General features: G+C 70.1%; 22 protein-coding genes. 20 read left to right on the top strand and 2 right to left on the bottom strand.

Annotated elements, in window-relative coordinates:
• The first annotated feature begins 103 nt into the window (after positions 1–103).
• From GON04_RS01905 to GON04_RS01865, 9 genes are all read left to right on the top strand, one after another.
• Complete coding sequence (locus GON04_RS01905; RefSeq protein WP_157396320.1) at positions 104–772, top strand: diguanylate cyclase domain-containing protein; 669 nt, start codon at positions 104–106, stop codon at positions 770–772.
• 40 nt (positions 773–812) lie between these two features.
• Entirely contained in the window at positions 813–1418 is a 606-nt protein-coding gene (locus GON04_RS01900) for an isochorismatase family protein (RefSeq protein ID WP_157396319.1), read from the top strand.
• A gap of 67 nt (positions 1419–1485) precedes the next feature.
• Positions 1486–3378 carry a propionate--CoA ligase gene (locus tag GON04_RS01895; RefSeq protein ID WP_157396318.1) on the top strand — a complete coding sequence of 631 codons (1893 nt, stop codon included), beginning with the start codon at positions 1486–1488 and terminating at the stop codon, positions 3376–3378.
• Positions 3379–3556: 178 nt separating this feature from the next.
• Positions 3557–6427 (top strand): 2-oxoglutarate dehydrogenase E1 component, encoded by a 2871-nt coding sequence (locus tag GON04_RS01890; RefSeq protein ID WP_157396317.1) that lies wholly within the window; start codon positions 3557–3559, stop codon positions 6425–6427.
• Positions 6428–6518: 91 nt separating this feature from the next.
• On the top strand, positions 6519–7775 hold the full coding sequence (gene odhB, locus GON04_RS01885) for a 2-oxoglutarate dehydrogenase complex dihydrolipoyllysine-residue succinyltransferase (protein WP_157396316.1): 1257 nt from the start codon (positions 6519–6521) through the stop codon (positions 7773–7775).
• A gap of 16 nt (positions 7776–7791) precedes the next feature.
• Complete coding sequence (locus GON04_RS01880; RefSeq protein ID WP_157396315.1) at positions 7792–8106, top strand: DMT family transporter; 315 nt, start codon at positions 7792–7794, stop codon at positions 8104–8106.
• A 15-nt stretch (positions 8107–8121) separates the two neighbouring features.
• Positions 8122–9549 (top strand): dihydrolipoyl dehydrogenase, encoded by a 1428-nt coding sequence (lpdA, locus tag GON04_RS01875; protein ID WP_157396314.1) that lies wholly within the window; start codon positions 8122–8124, stop codon positions 9547–9549.
• A 40-nt stretch (positions 9550–9589) separates the two neighbouring features.
• The gene (gene zapE / locus GON04_RS01870) at positions 9590–10687 is read left to right on the top strand and encodes a cell division protein ZapE (protein WP_157396313.1); all 1098 of its coding nucleotides are present in this window, start codon (positions 9590–9592) and stop codon (positions 10685–10687) included.
• Positions 10684–11292, top strand: a complete 609-nt coding sequence (locus GON04_RS01865; protein WP_157396312.1) for a hypothetical protein — start codon at positions 10684–10686, stop codon at positions 11290–11292. The genes zapE and GON04_RS01865 overlap by 4 nt, the downstream gene beginning before the upstream one ends.
• Before the next feature lie 13 nt (positions 11293–11305).
• On the opposite strand, the gene GON04_RS01860 is transcribed toward GON04_RS01865, so the two are convergent.
• Positions 11306–12067, bottom strand: coding sequence for a PP2C family protein-serine/threonine phosphatase (locus GON04_RS01860; RefSeq protein ID WP_157396311.1), 762 nt, complete (start codon positions 12065–12067; stop codon positions 11306–11308).
• A gap of 103 nt (positions 12068–12170) precedes the next feature.
• Between GON04_RS01860 and GON04_RS26665 the strand changes: the two genes are divergently transcribed.
• Together GON04_RS26665 and GON04_RS01850 are read left to right on the top strand one after the other, a co-directional pair.
• Positions 12171–12374 (top strand): DUF465 domain-containing protein, encoded by a 204-nt coding sequence (locus GON04_RS26665; RefSeq protein ID WP_181653834.1) that lies wholly within the window; start codon positions 12171–12173, stop codon positions 12372–12374.
• A complete protein-coding gene (locus GON04_RS01850) occupies positions 12371–14383 on the top strand; it encodes a DNA repair helicase YoaA (protein WP_370530034.1) in 2013 nt (670 codons plus the stop codon). The genes GON04_RS26665 and GON04_RS01850 overlap by 4 nt, the downstream gene beginning before the upstream one ends.
• A gap of 10 nt (positions 14384–14393) precedes the next feature.
• Here GON04_RS01850 and GON04_RS01845 read toward each other — a convergent pair whose 3' ends face one another.
• Positions 14394–15188 (bottom strand): outer membrane protein assembly factor BamD, encoded by a 795-nt coding sequence (locus GON04_RS01845; protein ID WP_157396309.1) that lies wholly within the window; start codon positions 15186–15188, stop codon positions 14394–14396.
• Positions 15189–15203: 15 nt separating this feature from the next.
• On the opposite strand from GON04_RS01845, the gene GON04_RS01840 reads away from it, so the two are divergent.
• The 9 genes from GON04_RS01840 to hisS all read left to right on the top strand — a co-directional run bounded on the left by GON04_RS01840 (position 15204) and on the right by hisS (position 24700).
• Positions 15204–16274 (top strand): RluA family pseudouridine synthase, encoded by a 1071-nt coding sequence (locus tag GON04_RS01840; protein WP_157396308.1) that lies wholly within the window; start codon positions 15204–15206, stop codon positions 16272–16274.
• Between the two features lie 73 nt (positions 16275–16347).
• Complete coding sequence (gene scpB / locus GON04_RS01835; protein ID WP_157396307.1) at positions 16348–17118, top strand: SMC-Scp complex subunit ScpB; 771 nt, start codon at positions 16348–16350, stop codon at positions 17116–17118.
• Positions 17115–18608 (top strand): pseudouridine synthase, encoded by a 1494-nt coding sequence (locus GON04_RS01830; protein ID WP_157396306.1) that lies wholly within the window; start codon positions 17115–17117, stop codon positions 18606–18608. Before scpB ends, GON04_RS01830 begins: the two co-directional genes overlap by 4 nt.
• Before the next feature lie 130 nt (positions 18609–18738).
• Positions 18739–19164, top strand: a complete 426-nt coding sequence (gene ndk / locus GON04_RS01825) for a nucleoside-diphosphate kinase (RefSeq protein WP_157396305.1) — start codon at positions 18739–18741, stop codon at positions 19162–19164.
• A 19-nt stretch (positions 19165–19183) separates the two neighbouring features.
• The gene (gene rlmN / locus GON04_RS01820; RefSeq protein WP_157396304.1) at positions 19184–20320 is read left to right on the top strand and encodes a dual-specificity RNA methyltransferase RlmN; all 1137 of its coding nucleotides are present in this window, start codon (positions 19184–19186) and stop codon (positions 20318–20320) included.
• Between the two features lie 5 nt (positions 20321–20325).
• Positions 20326–21147: a type IV pilus biogenesis/stability protein PilW gene (gene pilW, locus GON04_RS01815; RefSeq protein ID WP_157396303.1), complete on the top strand. Its 822-nt coding sequence runs from the start codon at positions 20326–20328 to the stop codon at positions 21145–21147.
• Entirely contained in the window at positions 21140–22057 is a 918-nt protein-coding gene (locus GON04_RS01810) for a helix-turn-helix domain-containing protein (protein WP_157396302.1), read from the top strand. The genes pilW and GON04_RS01810 overlap by 8 nt, the downstream gene beginning before the upstream one ends.
• An 8-nt stretch (positions 22058–22065) precedes the next feature.
• Positions 22066–23328: a flavodoxin-dependent (E)-4-hydroxy-3-methylbut-2-enyl-diphosphate synthase gene (gene ispG, locus GON04_RS01805; RefSeq protein WP_232532934.1), complete on the top strand. Its 1263-nt coding sequence runs from the start codon at positions 22066–22068 to the stop codon at positions 23326–23328.
• Positions 23329–23380: 52 nt separating this feature from the next.
• Complete coding sequence (gene hisS, locus GON04_RS01800; protein ID WP_157396300.1) at positions 23381–24700, top strand: histidine--tRNA ligase; 1320 nt, start codon at positions 23381–23383, stop codon at positions 24698–24700.
• Positions 24701–24749: the final 49 nt, after the last annotated feature.

The following is a 24749-nucleotide window of genomic DNA, read 5'->3' as shown; positions in this document are numbered from 1 at the left end:
CAAATGCCTACGGTGGTGGCGCAAACGCCTGAAGAGCGCAAACAGGACGCGTGTTGTCATCGCAGCCAGCCCCCCCAAGCGCGCGGGACTGCAGGAAACCATCGTGCACAAGGACTTCGAACCCACCAGCATCGAACTCGACGGTCGCGAGTCCGTCCGGGCCGCCGCTCCCGGGTTCCTGCGCACCCTGCTGCAGAGGCTGCGAAGGGCCCGCGGCGGCCGGGATGAGCAGACCGGGCTCCACAGCCGCCAAGGGCTTCTGGAGCTGGGCGACCGGCTGGTGGCGCGCACCGGCCGGGAGGCGGCGCTGGCCATCTTCGATTTCCAGGATCTGCTCGAGGTCCGCGGCATGTACGGCAGCCACGTCAGCGAGGCGCTGCGAAAGACCCTGGTCGAACGCCTGCTGCGGCTGGCCGGGCGCCAGGGGCTGGCCGCGCGCACCGGCCCGGCCCAGTTCGCGGTGCTGCTGCCCGCGACCCGGCACCAGGAGGCGGCGGACGCCATCTTCGGCGTGTTCGGCCGGCCATGCCGCCTGGAGCTGGACCTGCCCGACGACGACCTGGTGCTGGTGCCGGAAGTGACCGTCGACACCTGCGGCCCCGGGGAGGGCGCCGTCTGGGCGCTGTACGAGCGCCTGAGCGTGCGGCTCGCGCGCCACCGCGAACACCAGGAGCTGCGCCGCACCTACCTGCGCCGCTCGCGCGAGCGCCATTCACGGCCCGCGCCGCTGCACGGCCACGACGACCACCTGGACGACTACGCGGTGTCCTGAGGCCCGTATCATCGGGCGCCCCGAACGACCCGAGCCCCCGATGCTGCTGGATGCCCAAGAGAGCCAACTCGTCCTCGTCGACTGCCAGCAGCGCCTGATGCCGGCCGTGCACGAGGCTGCGGCCGTGCTGGCGAACGCCGTGCGGCTGGCGCGCATCGCCCGCCTGCTCGACGTGCCCTGCTGGGGCACGGAGGAGAACCCGGCCGGGCTGGGCCCGACCGTGCCGGAGCTGCTGCCTCATGTCGACACGGTGCTGCCCAAGATGGTGTTCAGCGCCGCCGGCGTCCTGCTGCCGCGCCTGCGGGCGCCGGCGCGCGAGCAGCAGGGCGGCAATGCCCGCAGCTTGCCCAAGCACCTGCGCAAGCCCGCGGCGGCCGCCGCCGCCCCGCGCGAGAGCATCGTGCTGGCCGGCTGCGAAGCCCATGTGTGCCTGCTGCAGACCGCGCTCGACCTGCTCGACGAGGAGCTCGACGTCTGGATCGTCACTGACGCCTGCGGCTCCCGAACCGAGCGCAACCGCGACGCCGCCTTCGACCGGCTGGCCGGCGCCGGCTGCGAACTGGTCACGACCGAGATGGTCGCGTTCGAGTGGCTGCGCGATGCCGGCCACCCGCGCTTCAAGGACGTGCTCGACCTGGTGCGGTAGCGGCGGCCTGTCAGCGTCGGGCAAGGCCGGCGGCCACAATGGCCCGGCCACCAGACGAGGAGACACCATGGGTTACGCCGACTTCCACCGCCGCTCCATCGAGGAGCCGGATGCGTTCTGGGCCGAACAGGCCCGCCTGGTGGACTGGAAGACGCCGCCGGTCCGCATCTGCGACAACGACCGGCCACCGTTCACGCGCTGGTTCGTCGGCGGCACCACCAACCTCTGCCACAACGCCGTCGACCGGCACCTGGCACAACGGGGCGACCAGGCCGCGCTGATCGCGGTGTCCAGCGAAACCGGCACCGAGGCTACCTACACCTTCCGGCAACTGCACGCCGAGGTGCAGCGCACCGCCGCCATGCTGCGCGAGCTGGGTGTGGGCCGCGGCGACCGGGTGCTGGTCTACATGCCGATGATCGCGGAGGCGGTGTTCGCGATGCTGGCGTGCGCCCGCATCGGTGCCATCCATTCGGTGGTGTTCGGCGGCTTCGCCTCGGTCTCGCTCGCGTCCCGCATCGAGGACGCCGGGCCGCTGGTGATCGTCAGCGCCGACGCCGGTTCGCGCGGCGGCAAGGTCACCGCCTACAAGCCGCTGCTGGACGAGGCCATCCGCCTCTCGTCGCACAAGCCGCGCGCCGTGCTGCTGGCCGACCGTGGCCTGGCGCCGATGGAGCGGGTGCCCGGCCGCGACCATGACTGGGCCCCGCTGCGCGACAAGCACCTGCACACCACGGTGGCGTGCGAGTGGATGGACGCCACCGACGTGAGCTACACCATCTACACCAGCGGCACGACCGGCCGCCCGAAGGGCGTGCAGCGCGACGTCGGCGGCTATGCCGTGGCGCTGGCGGCCAGCATGCGGCACATCTTCGACGCGCAGGCCGGCGAAACCTACTTCAGCACCAGCGACATCGGCTGGGTGGTGGGCCACAGCTACATCGTCTACGGGCCGCTGATCGCCGGCATGGCGACCATCCTGTACGAGGGGCTGCCGATCCGGCCGGACGCGGGCATCTGGTGGAGCCTGGTCGAGAAGTACAAGGTCTCGGTCATGTTCAGCGCGCCCACCGCGGTGCGGGTCCTCAAGAAGCAGGACCCGGCCTTCCTGCAAAAGTACGACCTGTCGAGCCTGCGGGCGCTGTTCCTGGCCGGCGAGCCGCTGGACGAGCCCACGGCGCGCTGGATCGCCGATGGGCTGGGTGTGCCGGTCGTCGACAACTACTGGCAGACCGAAAGCGGCTGGCCCATCCTCACGATCGCGAACGGGGTGGAGAAGCAACCCGGCAAGTTCGGCAGCCCGGGCGTGCCGATGTACGGGTTCAAGGTCCGCATCGTCCACGAGGCCACCGGCGAAGAACTCACCGAGCCCGACCAGAAGGGCGTCGTCGTCATCGAAGGGCCCACGCCGCCCGGTTTCATGCAGACGGTGTGGCGCGACGATGCCCGCTACGTCCAGACCTACTGGAAGTCCATTCCCGGCAAGATGGTCTACAGCACCTTCGACTGGGGCATCCGCGATGCAGATGGTTACTACTACATCCTGGGGCGCACCGACGACGTGATCAACGTGGCCGGCCACCGGCTGGGCACGCGCGAGATCGAGGAAAGCATCTCCAGCCATCCCGCCGTGGCCGAGGTCGCCGTGGTCGGGGTGGCCGATCCGGTCAAGGGCCAGGTGGCCATGGCGTTCGTGGTGCCGCGCGACGCGGCCGCGGTGGCCGACCCGGCCGACGCACTGAAGCTGGAGGGTGCCATCCTGAAGGTCGTCGACCAGCAGCTCGGCGCGGTGGCCCGCCCGTCCCGCGTCCGGTTCGTCACGCTGTTGCCCAAGACTCGCAGCGGCAAACTGCTGCGGCGTGCCATCCAGGCCGTCTGCGAGGGCCGCGACCCGGGCGACCTCACCACCATCGAGGATCCGTCCGCCCTCCAGCAGATCCGCGACCTGATCACTGCCTGACGCGGCCGGCCGCAGGCAAATCCCCTTTGCCGAAGTGGGGGCGATCGATGGCACAATCGCGGCCGCAACCTCAGGCCCCTTCCAGCCCACAGTCGCATCCGCCATCCGGTTCAGCCGTGTCGCGGAAGGTTTCCTCAACCAACTGAAGTTCCCTCCAGGGGAGCAGAAAGTCAGCGAGATGAGCGATCAGAGCTCCGTCTACACGGCCTATCTCGGCAACTCCTACCTGTTCGGGGGCAACGCGCCCTACGTCGAGGAGATGTACGAGAACTACCTCGCCAACCCCGGCAGCGTTCCCGACAACTGGCGCGAATACTTCGACGCCCTGCAGCACGTGCCCGCGGCCGACGGCAGCCATGCCAAGGATGTGCCGCACCTGCCGGTGATCAACGCCTTCGCCGAGCGCGCCAAGCAGGGCGGTACCAAGGTCGTCGTGGCCGGCGGCGCCGATTCCGAGCTGGCCCGCAAGCGCACCGCCGTCCAGCAGCTCATCGCCGCCTACCGCAACGTCGGTTGCCGCTGGGCCGACGTCGATCCGCTCAAGCGCACCGAGCGCGAGAACATCCCCGAGCTGGAGGCGTCCTTCTACGGCTTCACCGCGGCCGACCAGGAGACGGTGTTCAACATCAGCAACACCTTCTTCGGCAAGGACAGCATGTCCCTGCGCGAGCTGACCAATGCGCTGCGCGAGACCTACTGCGGCACCATCGGCGCCGAGTACATGTACATCAGCGACCAGGGCCGCAAGCGCTGGTGGCAGCAGAAGCTGGAATCCATCCGCAGCAAGCCCCAGTTCAGCGCCGAGAAGAAGAAGCACATCCTCGACCGCCTGACGGCCGCCGAGGGCCTCGAGCGCTTCCTGCACACCAAGTACGTCGGCCAGAAGCGCTTCTCGCTCGAAGGCGGCGAGAGCTTCATCGCCTCGATGGACGAGCTGATCCAGCAGGCCGGCGCCAAGGGCGTGCAGGAGATCGTGATCGGCATGGCCCACCGCGGCCGCCTGAACGTGCTGGTGAACTCGCTGGGCAAGATGCCGGCGGACCTGTTCGCCGAGTTCGACCACACGGCCAAGGAAGACCTGCCGTCCGGCGACGTGAAGTACCACCAGGGCTTCAGCTCGGACGTCAGCACGCCCGGCGGCCCGGTGCACCTGTCGCTGGCCTTCAACCCTTCGCACCTGGAGATCGTCAACCCGGTGGTCGAGGGCTCCGTGCGCGCCCGCATGGACCGCCGCGCCGACCCCAAGGGCAAGCAGGTGCTGCCGGTGCTGGTGCACGGCGATGCCGCCATCGCCGGCCAAGGCGTGGTGCAGGAGACGCTGGCGCTGGCCGAGACTCGTGGCTACTACACGGGCGGCACGGTGCACATCGTCATCAACAACCAGATCGGCTTCACCACCTCCGATCCGCGCGACACGCGCTCGACGCTGTACTGCACCGACGTCGTCAAGATGATCGAGGCGCCGGTGCTGCACGTGAACGGTGACGACCCCGAGGCGGTCGCGCTGGCCACGCAGCTGGCGCTGGAGTACCGCATGGAGTTCGCCAAGGACGTGGTGGTCGACATCGTGTGCTTCCGGAAGCTGGGCCACAACGAGCAGGACACCCCGTCGCTCACCCAGCCGCTGATGTACAAGAAGATCGCCCAGCACCCCGGCACGCGCAGGCTGTACGCCGACAAGCTGGCCGCCCAGGGCATGGGCGACACGCTGGGCGACGACATGGTCAAGGCCTTCCGCTCCGCGATGGACGCGGGCCGGCACACGGTCGACCCGGTCCTGACCAACTTCAAGAGCAAGTACGCCGTCGACTGGACGCCCTTCCTGGGCAAGAAGTGGACGGACGCGGGCGACACCGCCATCCCGATGGCCGAGTGGAAGCGCCTGGGCGAGCGCATCACCACGGTGCCCGAGCACTTCACGGTGCACCCGCTGGTCAAGAAGGTCCTGGAGGACCGCGCCGCCATGGGGCGCGGCGACGTCAACGTCGACTGGGGCATGGGCGAGCACATGGCCTTCGCGTCGCTGGTCGCCAGCGGCTACCCGGTGCGCCTGTCCGGCGAGGACGTGGGCCGTGGCACCTTCACGCATCGCCACGCCGTGCTGCACGACCAGAACCGCGAGCGCTGGGACATCGGCACCTACATCCCGCTGCAGAACGTGGCCGAGAACCAGGCGCCGTTCGTCTGCATCGACTCCATCCTGTCCGAGGAGGCCGTTCTCGGCTTCGAGTACGGCTATGCGTCGAACGACCCGAACACGCTGGTGATCTGGGAAGCCCAGTTCGGCGATTTCGCCAACGGCGCGCAGGTCGTCATCGACCAGTTCATCGCCTCCGGCGAGGTGAAGTGGGGCCGCGTCAACGGCATCACCCTGATGCTGCCGCACGGCTACGAGGGCCAGGGCCCCGAGCACAGCTCGGCCCGCCTGGAGCGCTTCATGCAGCTGTCTGCCGACACCAACATCCAGGTGGTGCAGCCGACGACCGCCAGCCAGATCTTCCACGTGCTGCGCCGGCAGATGATCCGCCAGCTGCGCAAGCCGCTGGTGATCATGACGCCCAAGTCGCTGCTGCGGAACAAGGACGCCACCTCGCCGCTGTCCGAATTCACCCGCGGCGGCTTCCAGACCGTCATCCCCGAGAACAAGGACCTCAAGGCCGACAAGGTCAAGCGCGTGGTCGTGTGCTCGGGCAAGGTCTACTACGACCTGGCCAAGAAGCGCGAGGAGAAGGGCGCCGACGACACCGCGATCCTGCGTGTCGAGCAGCTCTATCCGTTCCCGCACAAGGCGTTCGCGGCGGAGCTGCGCAAGTACCCGAATGCGACCGACGTCGTGTGGTGCCAGGACGAGCCTCAGAACCAGGGCGCCTGGTTCTTCGTGCAGCACTACATCCACGAGAACCTGGTCGAGGGGCAGAAGCTCGGCTACTCCGGTCGGGCCGCCTCGGCGTCCCCGGCCGTGGGCTACTCGCACCTGCACCAGGAGCAGCAGAAAGCGCTGGTCGACGGCGCGTTCGGCAAGCTCAAGGGTTTCGTCCTCACCAAGTAACCAGTCCGGCGCGGGCATCGGCAATGGCGCGCGTGCGCCGTCGCTGGTTCTCGCCCGCTGCCCGACGCTTAACGCAAAACGGAAGAAGAACATGTCGATCGTTGACGTGAAGGTGCCCCAGCTGTCGGAGTCGGTGGCGGAAGCGACCCTGCTGCAGTGGAAGAAGAAGGCCGGCGAGGCCGTCGCGCAGGACGAGATCCTGATCGAGATCGAGACCGACAAGGTCGTGCTCGAGGTGCCGGCCCCCAGCGCCGGCGTGCTGTCCGAGATCGTGGTGGCCGACGGCGGCACCGTGACGGCCGATCAGGTCATCGCGAAGATCGACAGCGCGGGCCGTGCCTCTGCTGCTGCGGCGGCACCGGCTGCTGCCGCCACGGCGGCCCCGGCCGCCGCCAAGCCGGCCGCCGCGCCGGCGACCGGCGGTTCCAAGTCCGACGTGGCGATGCCCGCGGCGGCCAAGCTGATGGCCGACAACAGCCTGGCTGCCGGCTCCGTGCCCGGTACCGGCCGCGACGGCCGCATCACCAAGGGCGACGTCCTGTCGGCGGTCGCCGGTGGCGCCAAGCCCGCCGCGGCTGTCCCCTCGGCCCGTCCTCCCGCGCCCGCGCTGCCCCAGGTGGCGGCGCCGGTCGCGCCCGACCTCGGCGGCCGCCCCGAGCAGCGCGTGCCGATGAGCCGCCTGCGTGCCCGGGTGGCCGAGCGCCTGCTGCAGTCGCAGTCGAGCAACGCCATCCTCACCACCTTCAACGAGGTCAACATGGCCCCGGTGATGGAGATGCGCAAGAAGTTCCAGGAGAAGTTCGAGAAGGAGCACGGCGTCAAGCTCGGCTTCATGTCCTTCTTCGTCAAGGCGGCCGTGCACGCGCTGAAGAAGTACCCGGTTCTCAACGCCAGCGTCGACGGCAACGACATCGTCTACCACGGCTACTTCGACATCGGCATCGCCGTGGGCTCGCCGCGCGGCCTGGTGGTGCCGATCCTGCGCAATGCCGACCAGCAGTCGTTCGCGGACATCGAGAAGAAGATCGCCGAGTACGGCGCCAAGGCGCGCGACGGCAAGCTGGGCATCGAGGAGATGACCGGCGGCACCTTCTCCATCTCCAACGGCGGCGTGTTCGGCTCGATGCTGTCGACCCCTATCATCAATCCGCCGCAGTCGGCCATCCTGGGCGTGCATGCGACCAAGGACCGCGCGGTCGTCGAGAACGGCCAGGTCGTGGTGCGCCCGATCAACTACCTCGCCATGAGCTACGACCACCGCATCATCGACGGCCGCGAGGCGGTGCTGGGCCTGGTGGCGATGAAGGAAGCGCTGGAAGACCCGGCGCGCCTGCTGTTCGACATCTGACGGCGCGAACCGCGTCATGGCGTGGCTGTACCTACTGGCCGCCGGCCTGTTCGAAGTGGGCTGGCCGGTCGGCTTCAAGCTCTCGCAACAGGGGCTCAAGGCCTGGGGCATCGGCATCGCCATCGTCTGCATGGCCCTGTCGGGCCTGCTGCTGTGGCTGGCGCAGCGCCACATTCCCATCGGAACCGCCTATGCCGTCTGGACCGGCATCGGCGGCGCCGGAACGTTTTTGATCGGCGTCCTGTTCTTCGGTGACGCGCTGACCCCGGGCCGGGTGCTCGGCGTGGCGCTGATCGTCGGCGGCGTCGTCACCCTGAAGCTCTCGCACTGAGGGCTGGAGAGTCTGATGAGCAAGCAATTCGATGTCGTCGTGATCGGCGGCGGCCCCGGCGGCTACATCGCCGCCATCCGCGCGGCGCAGCTGGGGTTCAACACCGCCTGCATCGACGAGTGGAAGAACAAGGACGGCAAGCCGGCGCCCGGCGGCACCTGCACGAACGTCGGCTGCATCCCGTCCAAGGCGCTGCTGCAGTCCTCGGAGAACTTCGAGGAGGCCGGCAAGCACTTCGGCGACCACGGCATCAAGATCAGCGGCCTCGAGATCGACGTCGCGAAGATGCTGGCCCGCAAGGACCAGGTCGTGAAGCAGAACAACGACGGCATCCTGTTCCTGTTCAAGAAGAACAAGGTGACGTTCTTCCACGGCCGCGGGTCGTTCGTGAAGGCCGGCGAGGGCGGCTACGAGATCAAGGTCAGCGGCCCGACCGAGGACAGCATCACGGCCCGGCACGTCATCCTGGCGACCGGCTCCAACCCGCGCGCGCTGCCTGGCGCGGCATTCGACGAGGTGAACATCCTGTCGAACGACGGCGCGCTGCGCGTTCCGCAGGTGCCCAGAAAGCTGGGCCTCGTCGGCTCGGGCGTCATCGGCCTGGAGATGGGCTCGGTGTGGCGGCGTCTGGGTGCCGAGGTCACGGTGCTGGAGGCACTGCCCACGTTCCTGGGCGCGGTCGACGAACAGATCGCCAAGGAGGCGCAGAAGGCGTTCACCAAGCAGGGCCTGAAGATCGAGCTGGGCGTGAAGGTCGGCGAGGTCACCAACGGTCCCAAGGGTGTCAGCGTTGCCTGGACCAACGCCAAGGGCGAGGCGCAGACGCTGGAGGTCGACAAGCTCATCGTCTCCATCGGCCGCGTGCCGAACACCACCGGCCTGGCGGCGGATGCCGTGGGCCTGAAGCTGGACGAGCGCGGCGCCATCGTGGTGGACGACGAGTGCCGCACCAGCCTGCCCAACGTCTGGGCCATCGGCGACGTGGTGCGCGGGCCGATGTTGGCCCACAAGGCCGAGGAGGAGGGCGTGGCGGTGGCCGAGCGCATCGCCGGCCAGCACGGGCACGTCAACTTCAACACCATCCCCTGGGTGATCTACACCAGCCCGGAGATCGCGTGGGTCGGCCAGACCGAGCAGCAGCTCAAGGCCGCCGGCGTGAAGTACAAGGCCGGCACCTTCCCGTTCATGGCCAACGGCCGCGCGCGCGCGCTGGGCGACACGACCGGCATGGTGAAGTTCCTGGCGGACGCCACCACCGACGAGATCCTCGGGGTGCACATCGTCGGCCCCATGGCCAGCGAGCTGATCTCCGAGGCCGTGGTGGCGATGGAGTTCCGCGCCAGTGCCGAGGACCTCGCCCGCATCTGCCACGCCCACCCGTCGCTGTCCGAGGCGACCAAGGAAGCGGCGCTGGCGGTCGACAAGCGGACGCTGAACTTCTGACGGCCGCCACCGGCTGGCGAAGGACGCGACACCCCCGCGCATGAGCGTCAAGGCGATCTATGAGCAGGAGCTCACCCGGCGTGGCTACCGGAGCGACCCCGCGCAACTGCGCGCGGTAGACGCGCTGGAGCGTTGCGCCGAAGAGTGGGGACACTACAAGGTCAAGCGCTCCAACAGTTTCAAGAAGCTGATCAACCACCCCGACATCCCGCGTGGCGTGTACATGCACGGCGGGGTCGGACGCGGCAAGAGCTTCCTGATGGACTGCTTCTTCCAGGCCGTGCCGATCCGGCGCAAGACGCGCCTGCACTTCCACGAGTTCATGCGCGAGGTGCACCGCGAACTGGCGGAGCTGCAGGGCACGGTCAACCCGCTCGACGAGCTGGGCGAGCGCATGGCCAGGCGCTTCAAGCTGATCTGCTTCGACGAGTTCCACGTCGCCGACATCACCGACGCGATGATCCTGCACCGCCTGCTGCAGGCGCTGTTCGACAACGGGGTGGGCTTCGTGACGACCTCGAACTTCCGGCCGGACGACCTGTACCCGAACGGGCTCCACCGCGACCGCCTGCTGCCGGCCATCGCGCTGCTGAAGGCGAACCTGGAGATCGTGAACGTCGACAACGGCGTCGACTACCGCCAGCGCACGCTGGAGCACGTGAAGCTGTACCACACGCCGCTGGGCCCCCAGGCCGACGCCGAGATGAACGAGGCGTTCACCGAGCTGGCCGAGGCGCACGACGAGGACCCGGTGCTGCGCATCGAGCAGCGCGAGATCCGGGCGCGGCGCAAGGCGGGCGGGGTGGTCTGGTTCGACTTCCGCACGCTGTGCGGCGGTCCGCGGTCGCAGAACGACTACCTGGAGATCGCCACCCAGTTCCACACCGTCCTGCTGTCCGACGTCCCCTACATGCCGGTGAACCTGGCGTCGGAGGCGCGCCGCTTCACCTGGCTGGTGGACGTGCTGTACGACCGCCGCGTCAAGCTCATCCTCTCGGCCGCCGTGCTCGCCGACCAGCTCTATACCGAAGGGCCGCTGGCGCACGAGTTCCCGCGCACGGTGTCCCGGCTGGCGGAGATGCAATCGGCGCAGTTCCTGGCGCTCGAACGCCGCACGGTGGACACTAGGCTGACATGAGCCGCCGCCACCTGCCGACCTTCCTGCTCCTGCTCGCCTTGCTGCCGGCCGCCGCCGTGGCCCAGGACGCCAAGGAGCTCGCCGCCGAGCGCGAGCGCATCGCCGCCGAGCGCACCCGCCTCGACGCCGAGTTCTTCGCCGAGCAGAAGGCCTGCTACCAGCGGTTCGCCGTCACGGGCTGCGTCGAGGCCGCGCGCAGCAAGCGGCGCGAGGCCATGTCCGACCTGCGGCGCCAGGAGATCGGCCTCAACGACCTGGAGCGCAAGCAGCGCACTGCCGAGCGCATGCGCGAGCTGGAGGAGAAGGATGCCCAGCACCGGCGCGACCAGGAGGAGCGTCGTGCCAAGGGGGTGGAGGAGCAGGCCGCCCGCGAGCAGCGGGCCGCCGACAAGGCCGCCAAGGCCGCGCAGGCGGCTTCGGCGGCGCAGGGCCGCTCCGCGGCCGCCGCCGAGCCGAAGCGCGCGGCAGGCGACGGGGCCGACGTGGCGGAGAACCAGCGCCGCCACGACCAGCGCATCGAGGATGCGCGCGAGCACCGCGAAAAGGTGGAGGAGCGTGCGGCGCGGTCCAACAAGGCCGTGAAGCCGCTGCCGGTTCCGCCCTGAGTCGGCGGGCGTGTCAGGCGCCCAGCGGCTCCAGCTTGACGATCACCAGGGACAGGTTGTCGCCGCCCCCGCGGGCGCGCGAACGCGCCTTTTCGATCAGGAACTCACTGGCCTCGCGCGGCGACAGCGACGACAGCACCGAGCCGAGCTCGTTGGGGCTGAAGTAGTGCCACACGCCGTCGCTGCAGGCCATGAGCACGTCGCCCGGCTGCAGCTGGGCGATGAGGTTGATGTCGGCCGGCGGGTCGTCCTCGGCGCCCAGGCACCCCATGAGGATGTTGGACTGCGGGTGGACGTTGGCCTCTTCCTCGGTGAGTTCGCCGCGATCGACCAGCGTCTGCACGTACGAATGGTCCATCGTGCGCTTGACCAGCTTGCCGGACTGGAAGTGGTAGATGCGCGAATCGCCGGCATGCACCCAGTGGCAGTCGCCCGCCGGGTTGATGAGGAATGCCGCGACGGTGCTGTGCGGTTCCTGCTCGGCGGAGATGGCGGTGAGCTTGATCACCAGGTGCGACTCCTGGACGATCTGGCGCAGCAGGCCCGAGGCCTCGTCCTGCTCGGGCGAGTAGCGCTCGAACAGCTGCTTGGCCGTGAGCATCACCTGGTCGGAGGCCTTGCGGCCGCCGCTGCGGCCGCCCATGCCGTCGGCCACGATGCCCAGCACGCAGCCTTGCGCCCGGGGGTGCGCGATCAAGGCCACCTGGTCCTGCTGGTATTCGCGGTCACCCTTGTGGATGCCGGTGGCTGCGGTGAGTCGGTAGCCTTTGCCCATGTCGTTGCGGCCTTTGCGGCCTGGCCGCGTGATGATTGCCCCTGAAGCACGTATTATCGTCACCGCCCGCAGAGCTCTCGGCGGCCGACCGCCAACTTTTGCCGTGGAATCCAACCTGCATTCGCCCGAACGGCGGCTGATCGAGCTGCGGATGGAGCACGCCGATCTCGACGCCCTCATCGACCGCGCGGGCGACGACCGCCCGGTCGACGAGCTGACGCTGCGCCGGCTCAAGAAGCGCCGGCTGGCGCTGCGGGACCTGATCGCGCAGTTCGAACTCTCGCTAGACCCCAAAGAGCCCGCGTGACCGAGTTGCTGACGGCCGTGCGCCGGGCCTTCGAGGCCGACGGCCCGCTGGGAGAAGCGGGCGAGACCTTCCGGCCCCGCGAGGCCCAGACCGAGATGGCGCTGGCCGTGGCGCGCACCATCGAGGAAGGCGGCGCGCTGGTGGCCGAGGCCGGCACCGGCGTCGGCAAGACCTTCGCCTACCTGGTTCCCGTGCTGCTGTCCGGCGAGCGGGCGCTCGTGTCCACCGCCACCAAGACCCTGCAGGACCAGCTGTTCGGCCGCGACCTGCCGCGCCTGGCCGAGGCGCTGGGCGTTCCGGTGCGCACCGCGCTGCTCAAGGGGCGCGGCAGCTACCTGTGCGCGCACCGCCTCGACCTGGCCCGGCAGGACCCCGGCGCCGGCGACCGCGCGGTGGCCGCGGCGCTGGCCCGCGTGGAGCGCTGGGCCCAGACCACGCGCAGCGGCGACCTGGGCGAGATGGCCGGCCTGGACGAGCGCTCGCCCGTCCTGCCGCTGGTGACGTCCACGCGCGAGAACTGCCTGGGCTCGGCCTGCCCCAAGTTCCGTGCCTGCCATGTCAACCAGGCCCGGCGCGAGGCGCTCGCCGCCGACGTGGTCGTGATCAACCACCACCTGTTCTTCGCCGACCTGGCGGTGCGCGAGTCCGGCATGGCGGAACTGCTGCCGACGGTGCGGGTCGCTATCTTCGACGAGGCCCACCAGCTGAACGAGACCGGCGTGCAGTTCCTGGGCGCCCAGCTGGCCACGGGTCAGCTGCTGGACGTCACGCGGGACATCCTCGCGGCCGGCCTGCAACTGGCGCGCGGGCTGGCCGACTGGCAGCAGTGCGGCGGCGCCCTGGAGCGCGCAGCGCGCGACCTGCGGCTGACGGTGGGACGGAGCGCTGCCGGCAACCGGCTGCGCTGGACCGGCGACACGCCCGAGGGGGTCGATCCGACGCAGTGGGCGGACGGCCTGGCCGCGGTGTCGCAGGCGCTGGACGGCGCGCTCGACGCCCTCGCCACGGTCAGCGAGCTCGCGCCGGATTTCGTGCGCCTGCACGAGCGGGTGAGCAAGCTGGCCGAACGCACGCGCCGCTTCGGCCAGGACTGCGCGCCGGGCTCGGTGCGCTGGGTCGACGTCGGGCAGAACCTCCGCCTGATCGAGTCCCCGCTGGACATCGCCGAGACCGTGCGCACCCGCCTGCTGAAGCTGCCGGCGGAGGACCCGTCCGGGACCGATGACCCGCCGCCGGCGGGCAGGAGCTGGATCTTCACCTCGGCGACGCTGGGCGACGATCCACGCCTGTCGTGGTTCACCGAACCCTGCGGGCTGGAGGAGGCGACCGTGCTGCGCGTCGGCAGCCCGTTCGACTATGCCGCGCAGGCAGCCCTGTACCTGCCCCGCGACCTGCCGCGGCCGGCCGACCCGGGCCACAGTGCCGCCGTCGCGCGGCTGGCGGCGGCGTCGGCCGAGCGGCTGGGCGGCCGCACCCTGGTGCTCACCACCACGCTGCGCGCCTTGCGCAGCATCGGCGAGGACCTGCAGCGCCGCTTCCAGGATCGCGGCGACATCGAGGTGCTGGTGCAAGGGCAGTGGCCGAAGACCCGGCTCATGGACCGGCTCCGCGAGGGCTCCACGCACGGCGGCCCCGGCTGCCTGCTGGTGGCCTCGGCCTCGTTCTGGGAGGGGGTCGACATCCCGGGCGATGCGCTGCAGCTGGTCGTGATCGACAAGCTGCCGTTCCCGCCCCCCGGCGACCCGTTGGTCGAGGCGCGGTCGCAACGGCTGGAAGGGCAGGGCCGCAGCCCGTTCAACGACCACTCGGTGCCGGAGGCGGCGGTGGCGCTCAAGCAGGGCGCGGGCCGCCTGATCCGGCGCGAGAGCGACCGTGGCGTCCTCGTGGTGTGCGACACCCGGCTGGGGACGATGGGGTACGGACGCCGCCTGCTGGCGGCCATGCCGCCGATGCGCCGCCTGCAGTCGCAGGACGAGTACCTGCAGGCGCTGGACGAGCTGGCCGGCTAGCGGCCGGCGCTCACCAGAGCTTCCACCACGGGCCCTTGTCCTCGGACCTTGTGCCCTGCGGCAGGTACTGGCTGCCCGGGTAGTTCTTCTCCAGCACGCGGCGCGAGTCGTCCCGCAGTTGGGTCATGCCGAGCGCGTCGTACGACTGCATCAGCAGGAACAGCGCCTCCTCGTGCGCGGGGACGGCCTGGTACTCGGTGACGGCGGACTGGGCGCGGCTGATGGCGGCCACGTAGGCCCCGCGCCTGTAGTAGTAGCGCGCCACATGCACCTCGTACTGCGCCAGCGAGTTGACGATGTACGTCATGCGCGAACGGGCGTCCGGCGTGTAGCGCGAGTCGGGGAAGCGGGCGGCGAGCTCCTTGAAGGCCTCGAACGACTCCTTGGCGGCCTTCTGGTCACGCTCGGACAGGTCCTGGCGCGTCAGCCAGGACAGCGCACCGAGGTTGTCGTTGAAGTTGACCAGGCCCTTGAGGTACAGCGCGTAGTCGATGCCGGGACTCGCGGGGTGCAGCTTGATGAAGCGGTCGATCGTGGCGATGGCCTGGGCCGGTTCGCCACCGCGGTACTGCGCGTAGGCCTTCTCCAGCTGCGCCTGCTGCGCGAGCGGCGTGCCGGCGGCCCGGCCTTCCAGCTTCTCGAGCAGCGGGACGGCCTTGTCCCAGGCGTTGGAGCTCATTTCCTCCTTGGCCTCGGCGTAGATGCGGTTCGGGCTCCAGGTCGCGGTCTTGTCTTCCTTCGTCGAGGAACATCCCGCCAGCACCAGCAGCACGGTCGCCAGGCACGATAATTTGACTCGAAGCATGAAGCGCAGACCTTCTTGAAACAGGGCCGGACGATTATAGGAGCCGCACCCTCCGCGCCCCGCGCGGACGACCCGCCCGACGACGAGGCCGAGGCAGGCGTCGTCGAGGCCGAACTGCGCCAGGTGCAGGTGCCCCCGGCGCAGCACGGCGAGCGCCTCGACCGGGTGCTGGCAGCCCTGCTGCCCGAGTTCTCGCGCAGTTTCCTGCAGCAACTGGTGGCCGACGGCGCCGTCGCCATCAACGGCCGTTCCGCCAGCCGGCCGGCGCACCGCGTCAAGGCGAGCGACGTGCTCGCCATCGAGTTGCGGCCGACGCCGCAGAGCCAGGCCTTCCGCCCCGAGGCCATGGCGCTGTCGGTGCCCTATGAGGACGAGCACCTGCTGGTGGTCGACAAGCCGGTCGGCCTGGTCGTCCATCCTGCGCCCGGGAACTGGAGCGGGACGCTGCTGAACGGCCTGCTGGGCCGCGACCCGCGCGCCGCCGACGTGCCGCGGGCCGGCATCGTGCACCGCCTGGACAAGGACACCAGCGGGCTGATGGTGGTGGCCCGCAGCCGGCCGGCGATGGACGCGCTGGTGCGCATGATCGCGGCGCGCGAAGTCTCCCGGCAGTACCTCGCACTGGGGCATCGCCGTTGGTCCGGCCCGTCGCCCCGCGACGTCGACGCGCCGATCGGCCGCGATGTGCGCAACCGGCTGCGCATGGCGGTGGTGGACCTCGGGCGCGAGGCGGGCAAGGAGGCGCGCACGACCTTCGAGTTCCTCGACGGCAACGATCTCGGCTGCCTGGTGCGCGCCAGCCTGCACACCGGGCGCACCCACCAGATCCGGGTCCACATGGCGCACCTGGGCCATCCCCTGGTCGGCGACACGCTTTATGGCGGCGCAGCCGCGGCCGGGGTGCAGCGCCAGGCCCTGCATGCCTTCCGGCTGGCCTTCGTCCACCCTTTCACGGGCGCGCCGCTGGACCTGCGCTCGGAACTGCCTGCCGACCTGGCCGCCGGGTTGTCCGGATGGGGGCTGCGTTACAATCAACCGGCACCGCAGGCACCTTCCAGGCCCGCCGGATCCCCCCGCACAGCCTGATGGCGCCGCCCCCACCCGGGCCCCCCAGCGACCGCCGCGCCCCCGGCGCCGGTCCCACGACAAGAGAGACCAGATGAATACCGCGGATGCCAAGCGCGTCCTCGAAACCGCGTTGATCTGCTCGCAGCAGCCGTTGCCGGTGCGCGAGTTGCGCGTGCTGTTCAACGACGAGCTCGGCGCCGATACCATCAAGATGCTGCTGGACGACCTGCAGCACGACTGGACGCAGCGCGGCGTCGAACTGGTCTGCGTGGCCAGCGGCTGGCGCTTCCAGAGCCGGCCCCAGATGCGCGAGTACCTGGACCGCCTGCACCCCGAGAAGCCGCCCAGGTACACGCGCGCTGCGATGGAGACGCTGGCCATCATTGCGTACCGCCAGCCGGTCACGCGCGGCGACATGGAAGACATCCGCGGCGTCACGATCAACACCCAGATCCTCAAGCAGCTCGAGGATCGCGGCTGGGTCGAGGTGATCGGCCATCGCGAGGCACCGGGCCGTCCGGCGCTCTACGCCACCACCCGCCAGTTCCTCGACGACCTCGGCCTTGCGTCGCTGGACCAGCTGCCCATGCTCGAGGAGCCGTCGCAGCAGATGGTGGCGCTGGCCGGCCTGGCCGGCGGCGACGACGGCGCGCAGGGTGCGCTGGCCATCGAGGCGCCCGCCGATGCCGACGCGGGCCTTGCACCGGCCAACGAAGCCGCCATCCTGGCGCAGGATGCCCCCATGCCCGGAACGGACGACGCGGCAGCGCCTGCCGTCCCCGACCCGACCGACACCCCGGCCGTAGCCGGAGACGCCGACACCGGTGTTTCCGAGCCGGCGCCCTTGACCCGACGCGCATGACTTCCACCGACCTGCAGGGCGTTGCCCCGGACGCCGACGACGAGAAGGACAAGGCCGTCCAGGCGCCGGTCCAGCAGCCAGCCGCGGTCGCCGTGCCCGTGGCCGAGGCCCCGCGCAACCAGCAGCGCATGGCCGCCGACGACGAGGGCGAGGACGAGGACCACGCCGATGGCCACGAGGACGACGAGGACGACGACCACGACGACCGGCCCGTCCGGCGCGAGCCCAGCGGCCCGCCACCGGAGCCGATCCGCTTCGAGGACGTGGTCTCCGGCAAGTTCGACGCCGACGAGCAGAGCGCCGAGGTGGCGCTGGCCAAGCGCGTGCTGGCGCCGCAGGCCGACACGCCCAAGCTGCACAAGGTGCTGGCGCAGGCCGGCCTCGGGTCCCGGCTCGAGATGGAACAGCTCATCATGGAAGGCCGGATCTCGGTCAACAACGAGCCTGCCCACATCGGCCAACGCATCCAGTTCGGCGACCAGATCAAGGTCAACGGGCGCCCGATCAAGGTGCGCATCGCGCCTCCGCCGCCCCGCGTGATCGCCTATCACAAGCCGGCCGGCGAGGTCGTCACCCACGACGATCCGCAGAACCGCCCGACCGTCTTCCGCAAGCTGCCCAAGCTGTACCAGGGCAAGTGGCAGTCGGTCGGCCGGCTGGACCTGAACACCGAAGGCCTGCTGCTGTTCACCAGCTCGGGCGAGCTGGCCAACCGCCTGATGCATCCGCGCTTCGGTCTCGAGCGCGAGTACGCCGTCCGGGTCCTGGGCGCGCTGTCGGCCGAGGAGAAGCAGCGCCTGCTCGAGGGCGTGGAACTCGATGACGGCAAGGCCCAGTTCGGATCCGTCGAGGACGGCGGCGGCGAGGGCGCCAACAACTGGTACCGCGTCACGATCTCCGAAGGCCGCAACCGCGAGGTGCGCCGCCTGTTCGAGGCGCTCGGCCATGCGGTCAGCCGCCTGATCCGCATCCGCTACGGCGCCATGGTGCTGCCGCGCGGGCTCAAGCGCGGCGCCTTCATGGAACTGGACGAGCGCGACATCCGCTCGCTGACGCAAGCGGCCGGCGCGTCCCTGGCCGAACCGGCTGAGCATGGCGACGGCAAGTCGCGCAACCGCCGGCGCGGCAACCGCGGCGGCGGCCCGCGTCCGGACGCCGGCCAGTCCCGCGGAGCGGGCGGAGGCGGCGGCGGTGCTGGCGGCGGCCGGGGTGGCAGGGGGCAGGGCCAGCAGGGGCAGGGACAGCAAGGCCAGCAGCGCCGCAACAAGGGCGACCGCGCGGGCGGTGGCGGTGGCGGTTCCGGCGGCGGCCAGCCCGACCCCATGAAGACTTCGTTCGGCTACATCGGCGCGGACAGCTTCATGCGCCAGCGCCAGGGTGGCGGCGCCGGCGGTGGCGGTGGCGGCCAACGACGCGGCGGTGGGGGAGGCGGCGGCGGTGGTGGAGGCGGCGGTGGAGGCCCCCGCAGAGGCAATCGCGGCGGCCGTTGAAGCCTTGCCAGCCGGCATGAGGCCCGCCGGTTAAAATCCTGGGCTTTGCCGAACTTTCCCGCCTGCGGCGCCCCTAATCGGGGCGGCGCGGGCCTCGACACTTTTCCCTAACCGACTCCAGGAACCAGCAATGGCGATCGAACGCACCCTTTCCATCATCAAGCCCGACGCGGTGGCCAAGAACGTCATCGGCCAGATCTACGCGCGCTTCGAAGGCGCCGGCCTGAAGGTCGTGGCTGCCCGCATGGCGCACCTGTCGCGCCAGGAAGCCGAGCAGTTCTATGCCGTGCACAAGGCGCGCCCGTTCTTCAACGACCTGGTGAGCTTCATGATCTCCGGCCCGGTGATGATCCAGGTGCTCGAGGGCGAGAGCGCCATCCTGAAGAACCGCGACCTGATGGGCGCCACCGATCCCAAGAAGGCCGAGAAGGGCACCATCCGCGCCGACTTCGCCGACAGCATCGACGCCAACGCGGTGCACGGCTCCGACGCGCCCGAGACGGCCGCCGTCGAGGTCGGCTTCTTCTTCCCCGGCATGAACGTCTATTCCCGCTGACGCGGGAATCTCCCATGCGATGACCACGGCCAACCTCCTCGACTTCGACCTCGAAGGGCTGGCCGCGTTCTGCCAAACGCTGGGCGAAAAGCGCTTCCGGGCGACCCAGCTGTTCCGCTGGATCCACCAGCGCGGTGCGCGCGAGTTCGACCAGATGTCCGACCTGGCGAAGTCGCTGCGCGAGAAGCTGCGCGGCGCGGCCCGCATCGAGGGCCTGCCGGTCATCAGCCAGCACGAGTCCGCCGACGGCACCATCAAGTGGCTGTTCGATGTCGGCGACGGCAATGCCGTCGAGGCCGTGTTCATCCCCGAGGACGACCGCGGCACGCTGTGCGTCTCGTCCCAAGCCGGCTGCGCGGTGGGCTGCCGCTTCTGCTCCACCGGGCACCAGGGCTTCTCGCGCAACCTCAGCACGGGCGAGATCCTCGCCCAGCTGTGGTTCGCCGAGCATTTCCTGCGCGGCCACCTGGGCACGACCGACCGCGTCATCTCCAACGTGGTGATGATGGGCATGGGCGAGCCGCTCCAGAACTACGCCGCGCTGGTGCCGGCATTGCGCGTCATGCTTGACGACCACGGCTACGGCCTGTCGCGGCGCCGCGTCACCGTGTCCACCTCCGGGGTGGTGCCGATGATCGACCGCCTCGGGCAGGATTGCCCGGTGGCCCTGGCCGTGTCGCTGCACGCGCCCAACGACCCGCTGCGCGACAACCTTGTGCCCCTGAACCGGAAGTACCCGCTGGCCGAGCTGCTGGCCGCCTGCGGCCGTTACCTCGAGCACGCGCCGCGCGACTTCATCACCTTCGAGTACTGCATGCTCGATGGCGTCAACGACCAGCCGGAGCACGCGCGCCAGCTGGTCGACCTGGTTCGCGCCAGCGGCGTCAACTGCAAGTTCAACCTCATTCCGTTCAACCCGTTCCCGCAGTCCGGGCTGACGCGATCGCCCAACACCCGGGTGGTCGCGTTCGCGAAAATGCTGAGTGATGCTGGTATCGTCACCACCGTGCGAAAAACGAGGGGGGACGACATCGACGCCGCGTGCGGGCAACTCGCCGGCGACGTGAAGGACCGCACCCGCGTGGGCGAACGCATCGCCCAGCAGCGCACGGTCATGCTGCGGCAGGTCCCTGCCGGCGTCGCGAAAGAGGGTTGAATCACATGAAGCGCCTCGGCTCCATCGGTGTCGTGCTCACGGCCCTGTCCTGGTCCGGCCTGCTGGCCGGCATGCTCGCGGTGGGTGGCTGTGCCGCCCCGGCCACCGAGCAGGCCAAGACCAGCGACCCGATCACCGAATCCGACGAGCCCGAGCACCGGCGCCGCGCCCGCATCCGGATGGAGCTGGCGGTGGGCTACTTCGAGCAGGGCAAGACCAGCATCGCGCTCGACGAGCTCAAGCAGGTCATCCTGGCCGATCCCACCTTCCCCGACGCCTTCAACCTGCGCGGCCTGGTGTACATGCGAATGAACGACATGGGCCAGGCCGAGGACAGCTTCCGGCGGGCCGTGGCGCTCAACCCGCGCGACGCCAACACCCTGCACAACCTGGGCTGGCTGCAGTGCCAGCAGCGCCGCTACGACGACGCCCAGCGGTCGTTCGAGCAGGCGCTGAACAGCCCCATCTACGGCGACCGCGCCAAGACGCTCATGGCGCAGGGCCTGTGCCTGGCGCGTGCCGGCAAGCCCGGCGACGCCGAGCGCAGCCTGTCCAAGGCCTACGAGCTGGACGCCGGCAATCCCATCATCGGCTACAACCTCGCCAACCTGCTGTATGCCCGCGGCGACCTGCAGCGGGCCCAGTTCTACATCCGGCGCCTGAACAACACCGAGCTGGCCAACGCCGAGACGCTCTGGCTGGGCGTGAAGGTCGAGCGCAAGATCGGCGACCAGGTCGCCCTCGCGCAGCTGGGCGAGCAGTTGCGCAAGCGGTACCCGCAATCGCGCGAGGTCACCCTCCTGGACAAGGGAGCGTTCGATGACTGAGGGGCAAGCGGGCGGCCCCAGCGCGGGCAGCCTGTTGCGCCAGGCCCGCGAGGCGTCCGGCCTGCACGTGGCGGCGCTGGCGGCTTCGCTCAAGGTGCCCGTGCGCAAGCTCGAGGCACTGGAGGGCGACCGCTACGACGAATTGCCCGATGCGGTGTTCGCGCGGGCGCTGGCGTCGGCGGTGTGCCGCACGCTCAAGGTCGATGCCCAGCCCATGCTCGACCGGCTGCCACAGGGCAATGCCCCGCGCCTGGGACCCGAGCGCGAGCCGATCAACGCCCCGTTCCGCGCTCCCGGCGACTACGTGGGGCCGAGCCTGTTCGACCGGCTCACCCGCCCGGTGTTCCTGGCGGTCTTCGCCCTCCTGCTGGGCGCCCTGGTCATCATCTTCCTGCCCGCCGGGGGCCGGGACGAAGTCGCGTCCAAGCCCGCCGAAGCCCCCGCGGGCGTGCCCATGGCGCCGGCAATCCTGGCGCCCGGCGCCGAGGCGCCGGCGGCATCCGCGCCGGGCGCGCCGCCCGTGATGCCTCCTGTCGCCAGCGCCGATTCGGCGCCGACTCCCACCGCCGCGGCTCCGTCCGCCACGGCATCGGCCGCGGCCCCCGTCACGGTGGTTGCTCCGTCCACCCAGGCGGCCGCGTCTGCGCCCGCCGATGGCACGGCCGTGCCCGCCAGCGGGCTGATCGTGTTCAAGGCCACCGGCCCGTCGTGGGTGCAGGTCACCGATGCCAAGGGCACGGTCACGCTGCGCCGCCTCATGGCCGCCGGCGAAACCGCCGGCGCGTCCGGCAGCCCACCGCTGGTCGTCACGGTCGGCAGCGCCAACGCCACCTCGGTGCAGGTGCGCGGCCAACCCTATGACCTGGCGGCCGTGGCGAAAGACAACGTCGCACGGTTCGAGGTGAAGTGATGTCCTCCATGCCTGAATCCTGCCTGCCCGTCGAGCCCGCAGCGCCTGCCCGGCGCCGCACGCGCCAGGCGCGCGTCGCCTGGGGTGACCGCGTGGTCACCGTCGGCGGCGACGCCCCGGTGCGGGTGCAGTCGATGACCAACACCGACACCGAGGACGCGATCGGCACCGCCATCCAGGTCAAGGAACTGGCGCAGGCCGGCTCCGAGGTGGTGCGCATCACGGTCAACACGCCCGAGGCGGCGCGGCAGGTGCCCTACATCCGCGAGCAGCTCGATCGCATGGGCGTCGACGTGCCGCTGATCGGCGACTTCCACTACAACGGCCACCGCCTGCTCACCGAGTTCCCCGACTGCGCCCAGGCGCTGTCCAAGTACCGCATCAATCCCGGCAACGTGGGCAAGGGCGACAAGCGCGACCGGCAGTTCGGCCAGATGATCGAGGCCGCCATGCGCTGGGACAAGCCGGTGCGCATCGGCGTCAACTGGGGCAGCCTCGACCAGGAACTGCTCGCCTCGCTGATGGACGAGAACGCCCGCCGCGCGCAGCCGTGGGAAGCGCGCAGCGTCATGTACGAGGCCCTCATCACCTCGGCCATCGAATCGGCCCGGCGTGCCGAGGCGATGGGCATGAACGGCGACCAGATCCTGCTGTCCTGCAAGGTCAGCGGCGTCCAGGACCTCATCTCCGTCTACCGCGAACTGGCGCGCCGCTGCGACTACGCGCTGCACTTGGGCCTCACGGAGGCCGGCATGGGCACCAAGGGCACGGTGGCTTCGAGCGTGGCGATGTCCATCCTGCTGCAGGAAGGCATCGGCGACACCATCCGGGTCTCGCTCACGCCGCAACCCGGCGAGTCGCGCACCCAGGAGGTGGTCATCGCCTCCGAGATCCTGCAGTCGCTGGGCCTGCGCATCTTCGTGCCCAGCGTCACGGCCTGCCCGGGCTGCGGCCGCACGACCAGCACCACCTTCCAGGAACTGGCCAAGCAGATCGACGACCACCTGCGGGCCAACATGCCGGTGTGGCGCAGCAAGTACCCCGGCGTCGAGAACCTGAGGCTGGCCGTCATGGGCTGCATCGTCAACGGTCCCGGCGAGAGCAAGCACGCCGACATCGGCATCAGCCTGCCCGGCACCGGCGAGGCGCCGGCCGCCCCGGTCTTCATCGATGGCGAGAAGGCGCTCACGCTGCGCGGCGACAACATCGCGGCCGAGTTCCACCAGATCGTCGAGAACTACATAGAGAAGAGATTCGGCGTTGCGGCTTGAGGCGGGGGCGCGTCCGGCGCCCGATGCCCAGCACTGAACGTCCGACCCAGACATGGCTGACAAACTGAGTGCCGTCAAGGGCATGAACGACATCCTGCCGGCCTCGGTGCCGCGCACGGAGAAACTGCCCGATTCCGCGCTGTGGCAGTGGTTCGAGACGGCGGTGCGCGACGTGCTGGGACGCTACGGCTACCAGTACCTGCTGACCCCCATCGTGGAACCCACCGCGCTGTTCGTGCGCGGGCTGGGGGAGGTGACCGACATCGTGGAGAAGGAGATGTACTCCTTCACCGACTCGATGAACGGCGACAAGCTCACGCTGCGCCCCGAAGCCACCGCCGGCATCGTGCGTGCGGTCGTCGAGCACAACGCGCTGTACAACGGGCCGCTGCGCATCTGGACCGTCGGGCCGATGTTCCGCCACGAGCGTCCGCAGAAAGGCCGCTACCGGCAGTTCCACCAGCTCGACGTCGAGGCGCTGGGCTTCGCTGGCCCGGACGTCGATGCCGAGATGATCCTGATGGCGCGCGCGCTCTGGCGCGAGCTCGGGCTGGTCGAGGGACAGCACGTCCGGCTGGAGATCAACAGCCTGGGCCAGCCCGACGAACGCAAGGCGCACCGCGAGGCCCTGGTGGGCTATTTCGAGCAGCACGCGCAGGCGCTGGACGCCGACTCGCAGCGCCGCCTGCAGTCGAACCCGCTGCGCATCCTGGACAGCAAGAACCCCGCGATGCAGGCGCTGATCGAGCAGGCTCCCAAGCTCATCGATTTCCTGGGCGAGGCGTCGCTGGCCCACTTCGACGCCGTCCGGGCCACGCTCGATGCCGTGGGCCTGGCGTATCGCGTCAACCCGCGCCTGGTGCGCGGCATGGACTACTACAACCTCACCGTCTTCGAGTGGGTCACCGACCAGCTCGGGTCACAGGGAACGGTGTGCGGCGGTGGCCGCTACGACGGGCTCATCGCCCAGCTGGGCGGAAAGCCGGCGCCGGCCGTGGGCTTCGGCCTGGGCATCGAGCGGCTGCTGCTGCTCATCCAGGAATTGCAGCTCCCGATGCCCTCGCAGGCGCCCGATGCCTATGCCGTCGTGCCGCCCGGCACGCCGCTGGCACCCGTCGTGGTGGCCCTCGAGGCCCTGCGCGCCGCCGGCGTGCGCGTCGTGCAGCATGCGGGCGGTCCCGACGGTCCCGGCAGCATGAAGTCGCAGTTCAAGAAGGCCGACGGCAGCGGGGCGCGCCATGCCCTCGTGTTCGGCGCCGACGAGCTGGCGGCCGGCGAGGTGACGCTCAAGGCGCTGCGCGACGGCTCCGGCGAGCAGCAACGGTTGCCGCTGGCCGACGTGGCCGCCTGGGCCGACCGCCTCAGGGCCTGACTGCACGCCTCCTTACAATCTCCGGCTGCCCGACCCGCGGCCGAACGAG

It is taken from the genome of Ramlibacter pinisoli (assembly GCF_009758015.1).
Classification (GTDB): domain Bacteria; phylum Pseudomonadota; class Gammaproteobacteria; order Burkholderiales; family Burkholderiaceae_C; genus Ramlibacter; species Ramlibacter pinisoli.
Note: the sequence above shows the minus strand (reverse complement) of the source record. Positions and strands in the feature narration are given on the sequence as shown.

What these genes read in the sequence shown, in the direction of transcription:
- GON04_RS01900 (WP_157396319.1), top strand. Translation starts at nt 813, where the DNA reads ATGCTGCTGGATGCCCAAGAGAGCCAACTCGTCCTCGTCGACTGCCAG.
- GON04_RS01895 (WP_157396318.1), top strand. Translation starts at nt 1,486, where the DNA reads ATGGGTTACGCCGACTTCCACCGCCGCTCCATCGAGGAGCCGGATGCG.
- GON04_RS01890 (WP_157396317.1), top strand. Translation starts at nt 3,557, where the DNA reads ATGAGCGATCAGAGCTCCGTCTACACGGCCTATCTCGGCAACTCCTAC.
- odhB (WP_157396316.1), top strand. Translation starts at nt 6,519, where the DNA reads ATGTCGATCGTTGACGTGAAGGTGCCCCAGCTGTCGGAGTCGGTGGCG.
- GON04_RS01880 (WP_157396315.1), top strand. Translation starts at nt 7,792, where the DNA reads ATGGCGTGGCTGTACCTACTGGCCGCCGGCCTGTTCGAAGTGGGCTGG.
- lpdA (WP_157396314.1), top strand. Translation starts at nt 8,122, where the DNA reads ATGAGCAAGCAATTCGATGTCGTCGTGATCGGCGGCGGCCCCGGCGGC.
- zapE (WP_157396313.1), top strand. Translation starts at nt 9,590, where the DNA reads ATGAGCGTCAAGGCGATCTATGAGCAGGAGCTCACCCGGCGTGGCTAC.
- GON04_RS01865 (WP_157396312.1), top strand. Translation starts at nt 10,684, where the DNA reads ATGAGCCGCCGCCACCTGCCGACCTTCCTGCTCCTGCTCGCCTTGCTG.
- GON04_RS01860 (WP_157396311.1), bottom strand. Translation starts at nt 12,067, where the DNA reads ATGGGCAAAGGCTACCGACTCACCGCAGCCACCGGCATCCACAAGGGT.
- GON04_RS01845 (WP_157396309.1), bottom strand. Translation starts at nt 15,188, where the DNA reads ATGCTTCGAGTCAAATTATCGTGCCTGGCGACCGTGCTGCTGGTGCTG.
- scpB (WP_157396307.1), top strand. Translation starts at nt 16,348, where the DNA reads ATGAATACCGCGGATGCCAAGCGCGTCCTCGAAACCGCGTTGATCTGC.
- GON04_RS01830 (WP_157396306.1), top strand. Translation starts at nt 17,115, where the DNA reads ATGACTTCCACCGACCTGCAGGGCGTTGCCCCGGACGCCGACGACGAG.
- ndk (WP_157396305.1), top strand. Translation starts at nt 18,739, where the DNA reads ATGGCGATCGAACGCACCCTTTCCATCATCAAGCCCGACGCGGTGGCC.
- rlmN (WP_157396304.1), top strand. Translation starts at nt 19,184, where the DNA reads ATGACCACGGCCAACCTCCTCGACTTCGACCTCGAAGGGCTGGCCGCG.
- pilW (WP_157396303.1), top strand. Translation starts at nt 20,326, where the DNA reads ATGAAGCGCCTCGGCTCCATCGGTGTCGTGCTCACGGCCCTGTCCTGG.
- GON04_RS01810 (WP_157396302.1), top strand. Translation starts at nt 21,140, where the DNA reads ATGACTGAGGGGCAAGCGGGCGGCCCCAGCGCGGGCAGCCTGTTGCGC.
- ispG (WP_232532934.1), top strand. Translation starts at nt 22,066, where the DNA reads ATGCCTGAATCCTGCCTGCCCGTCGAGCCCGCAGCGCCTGCCCGGCGC.
- hisS (WP_157396300.1), top strand. Translation starts at nt 23,381, where the DNA reads ATGGCTGACAAACTGAGTGCCGTCAAGGGCATGAACGACATCCTGCCG.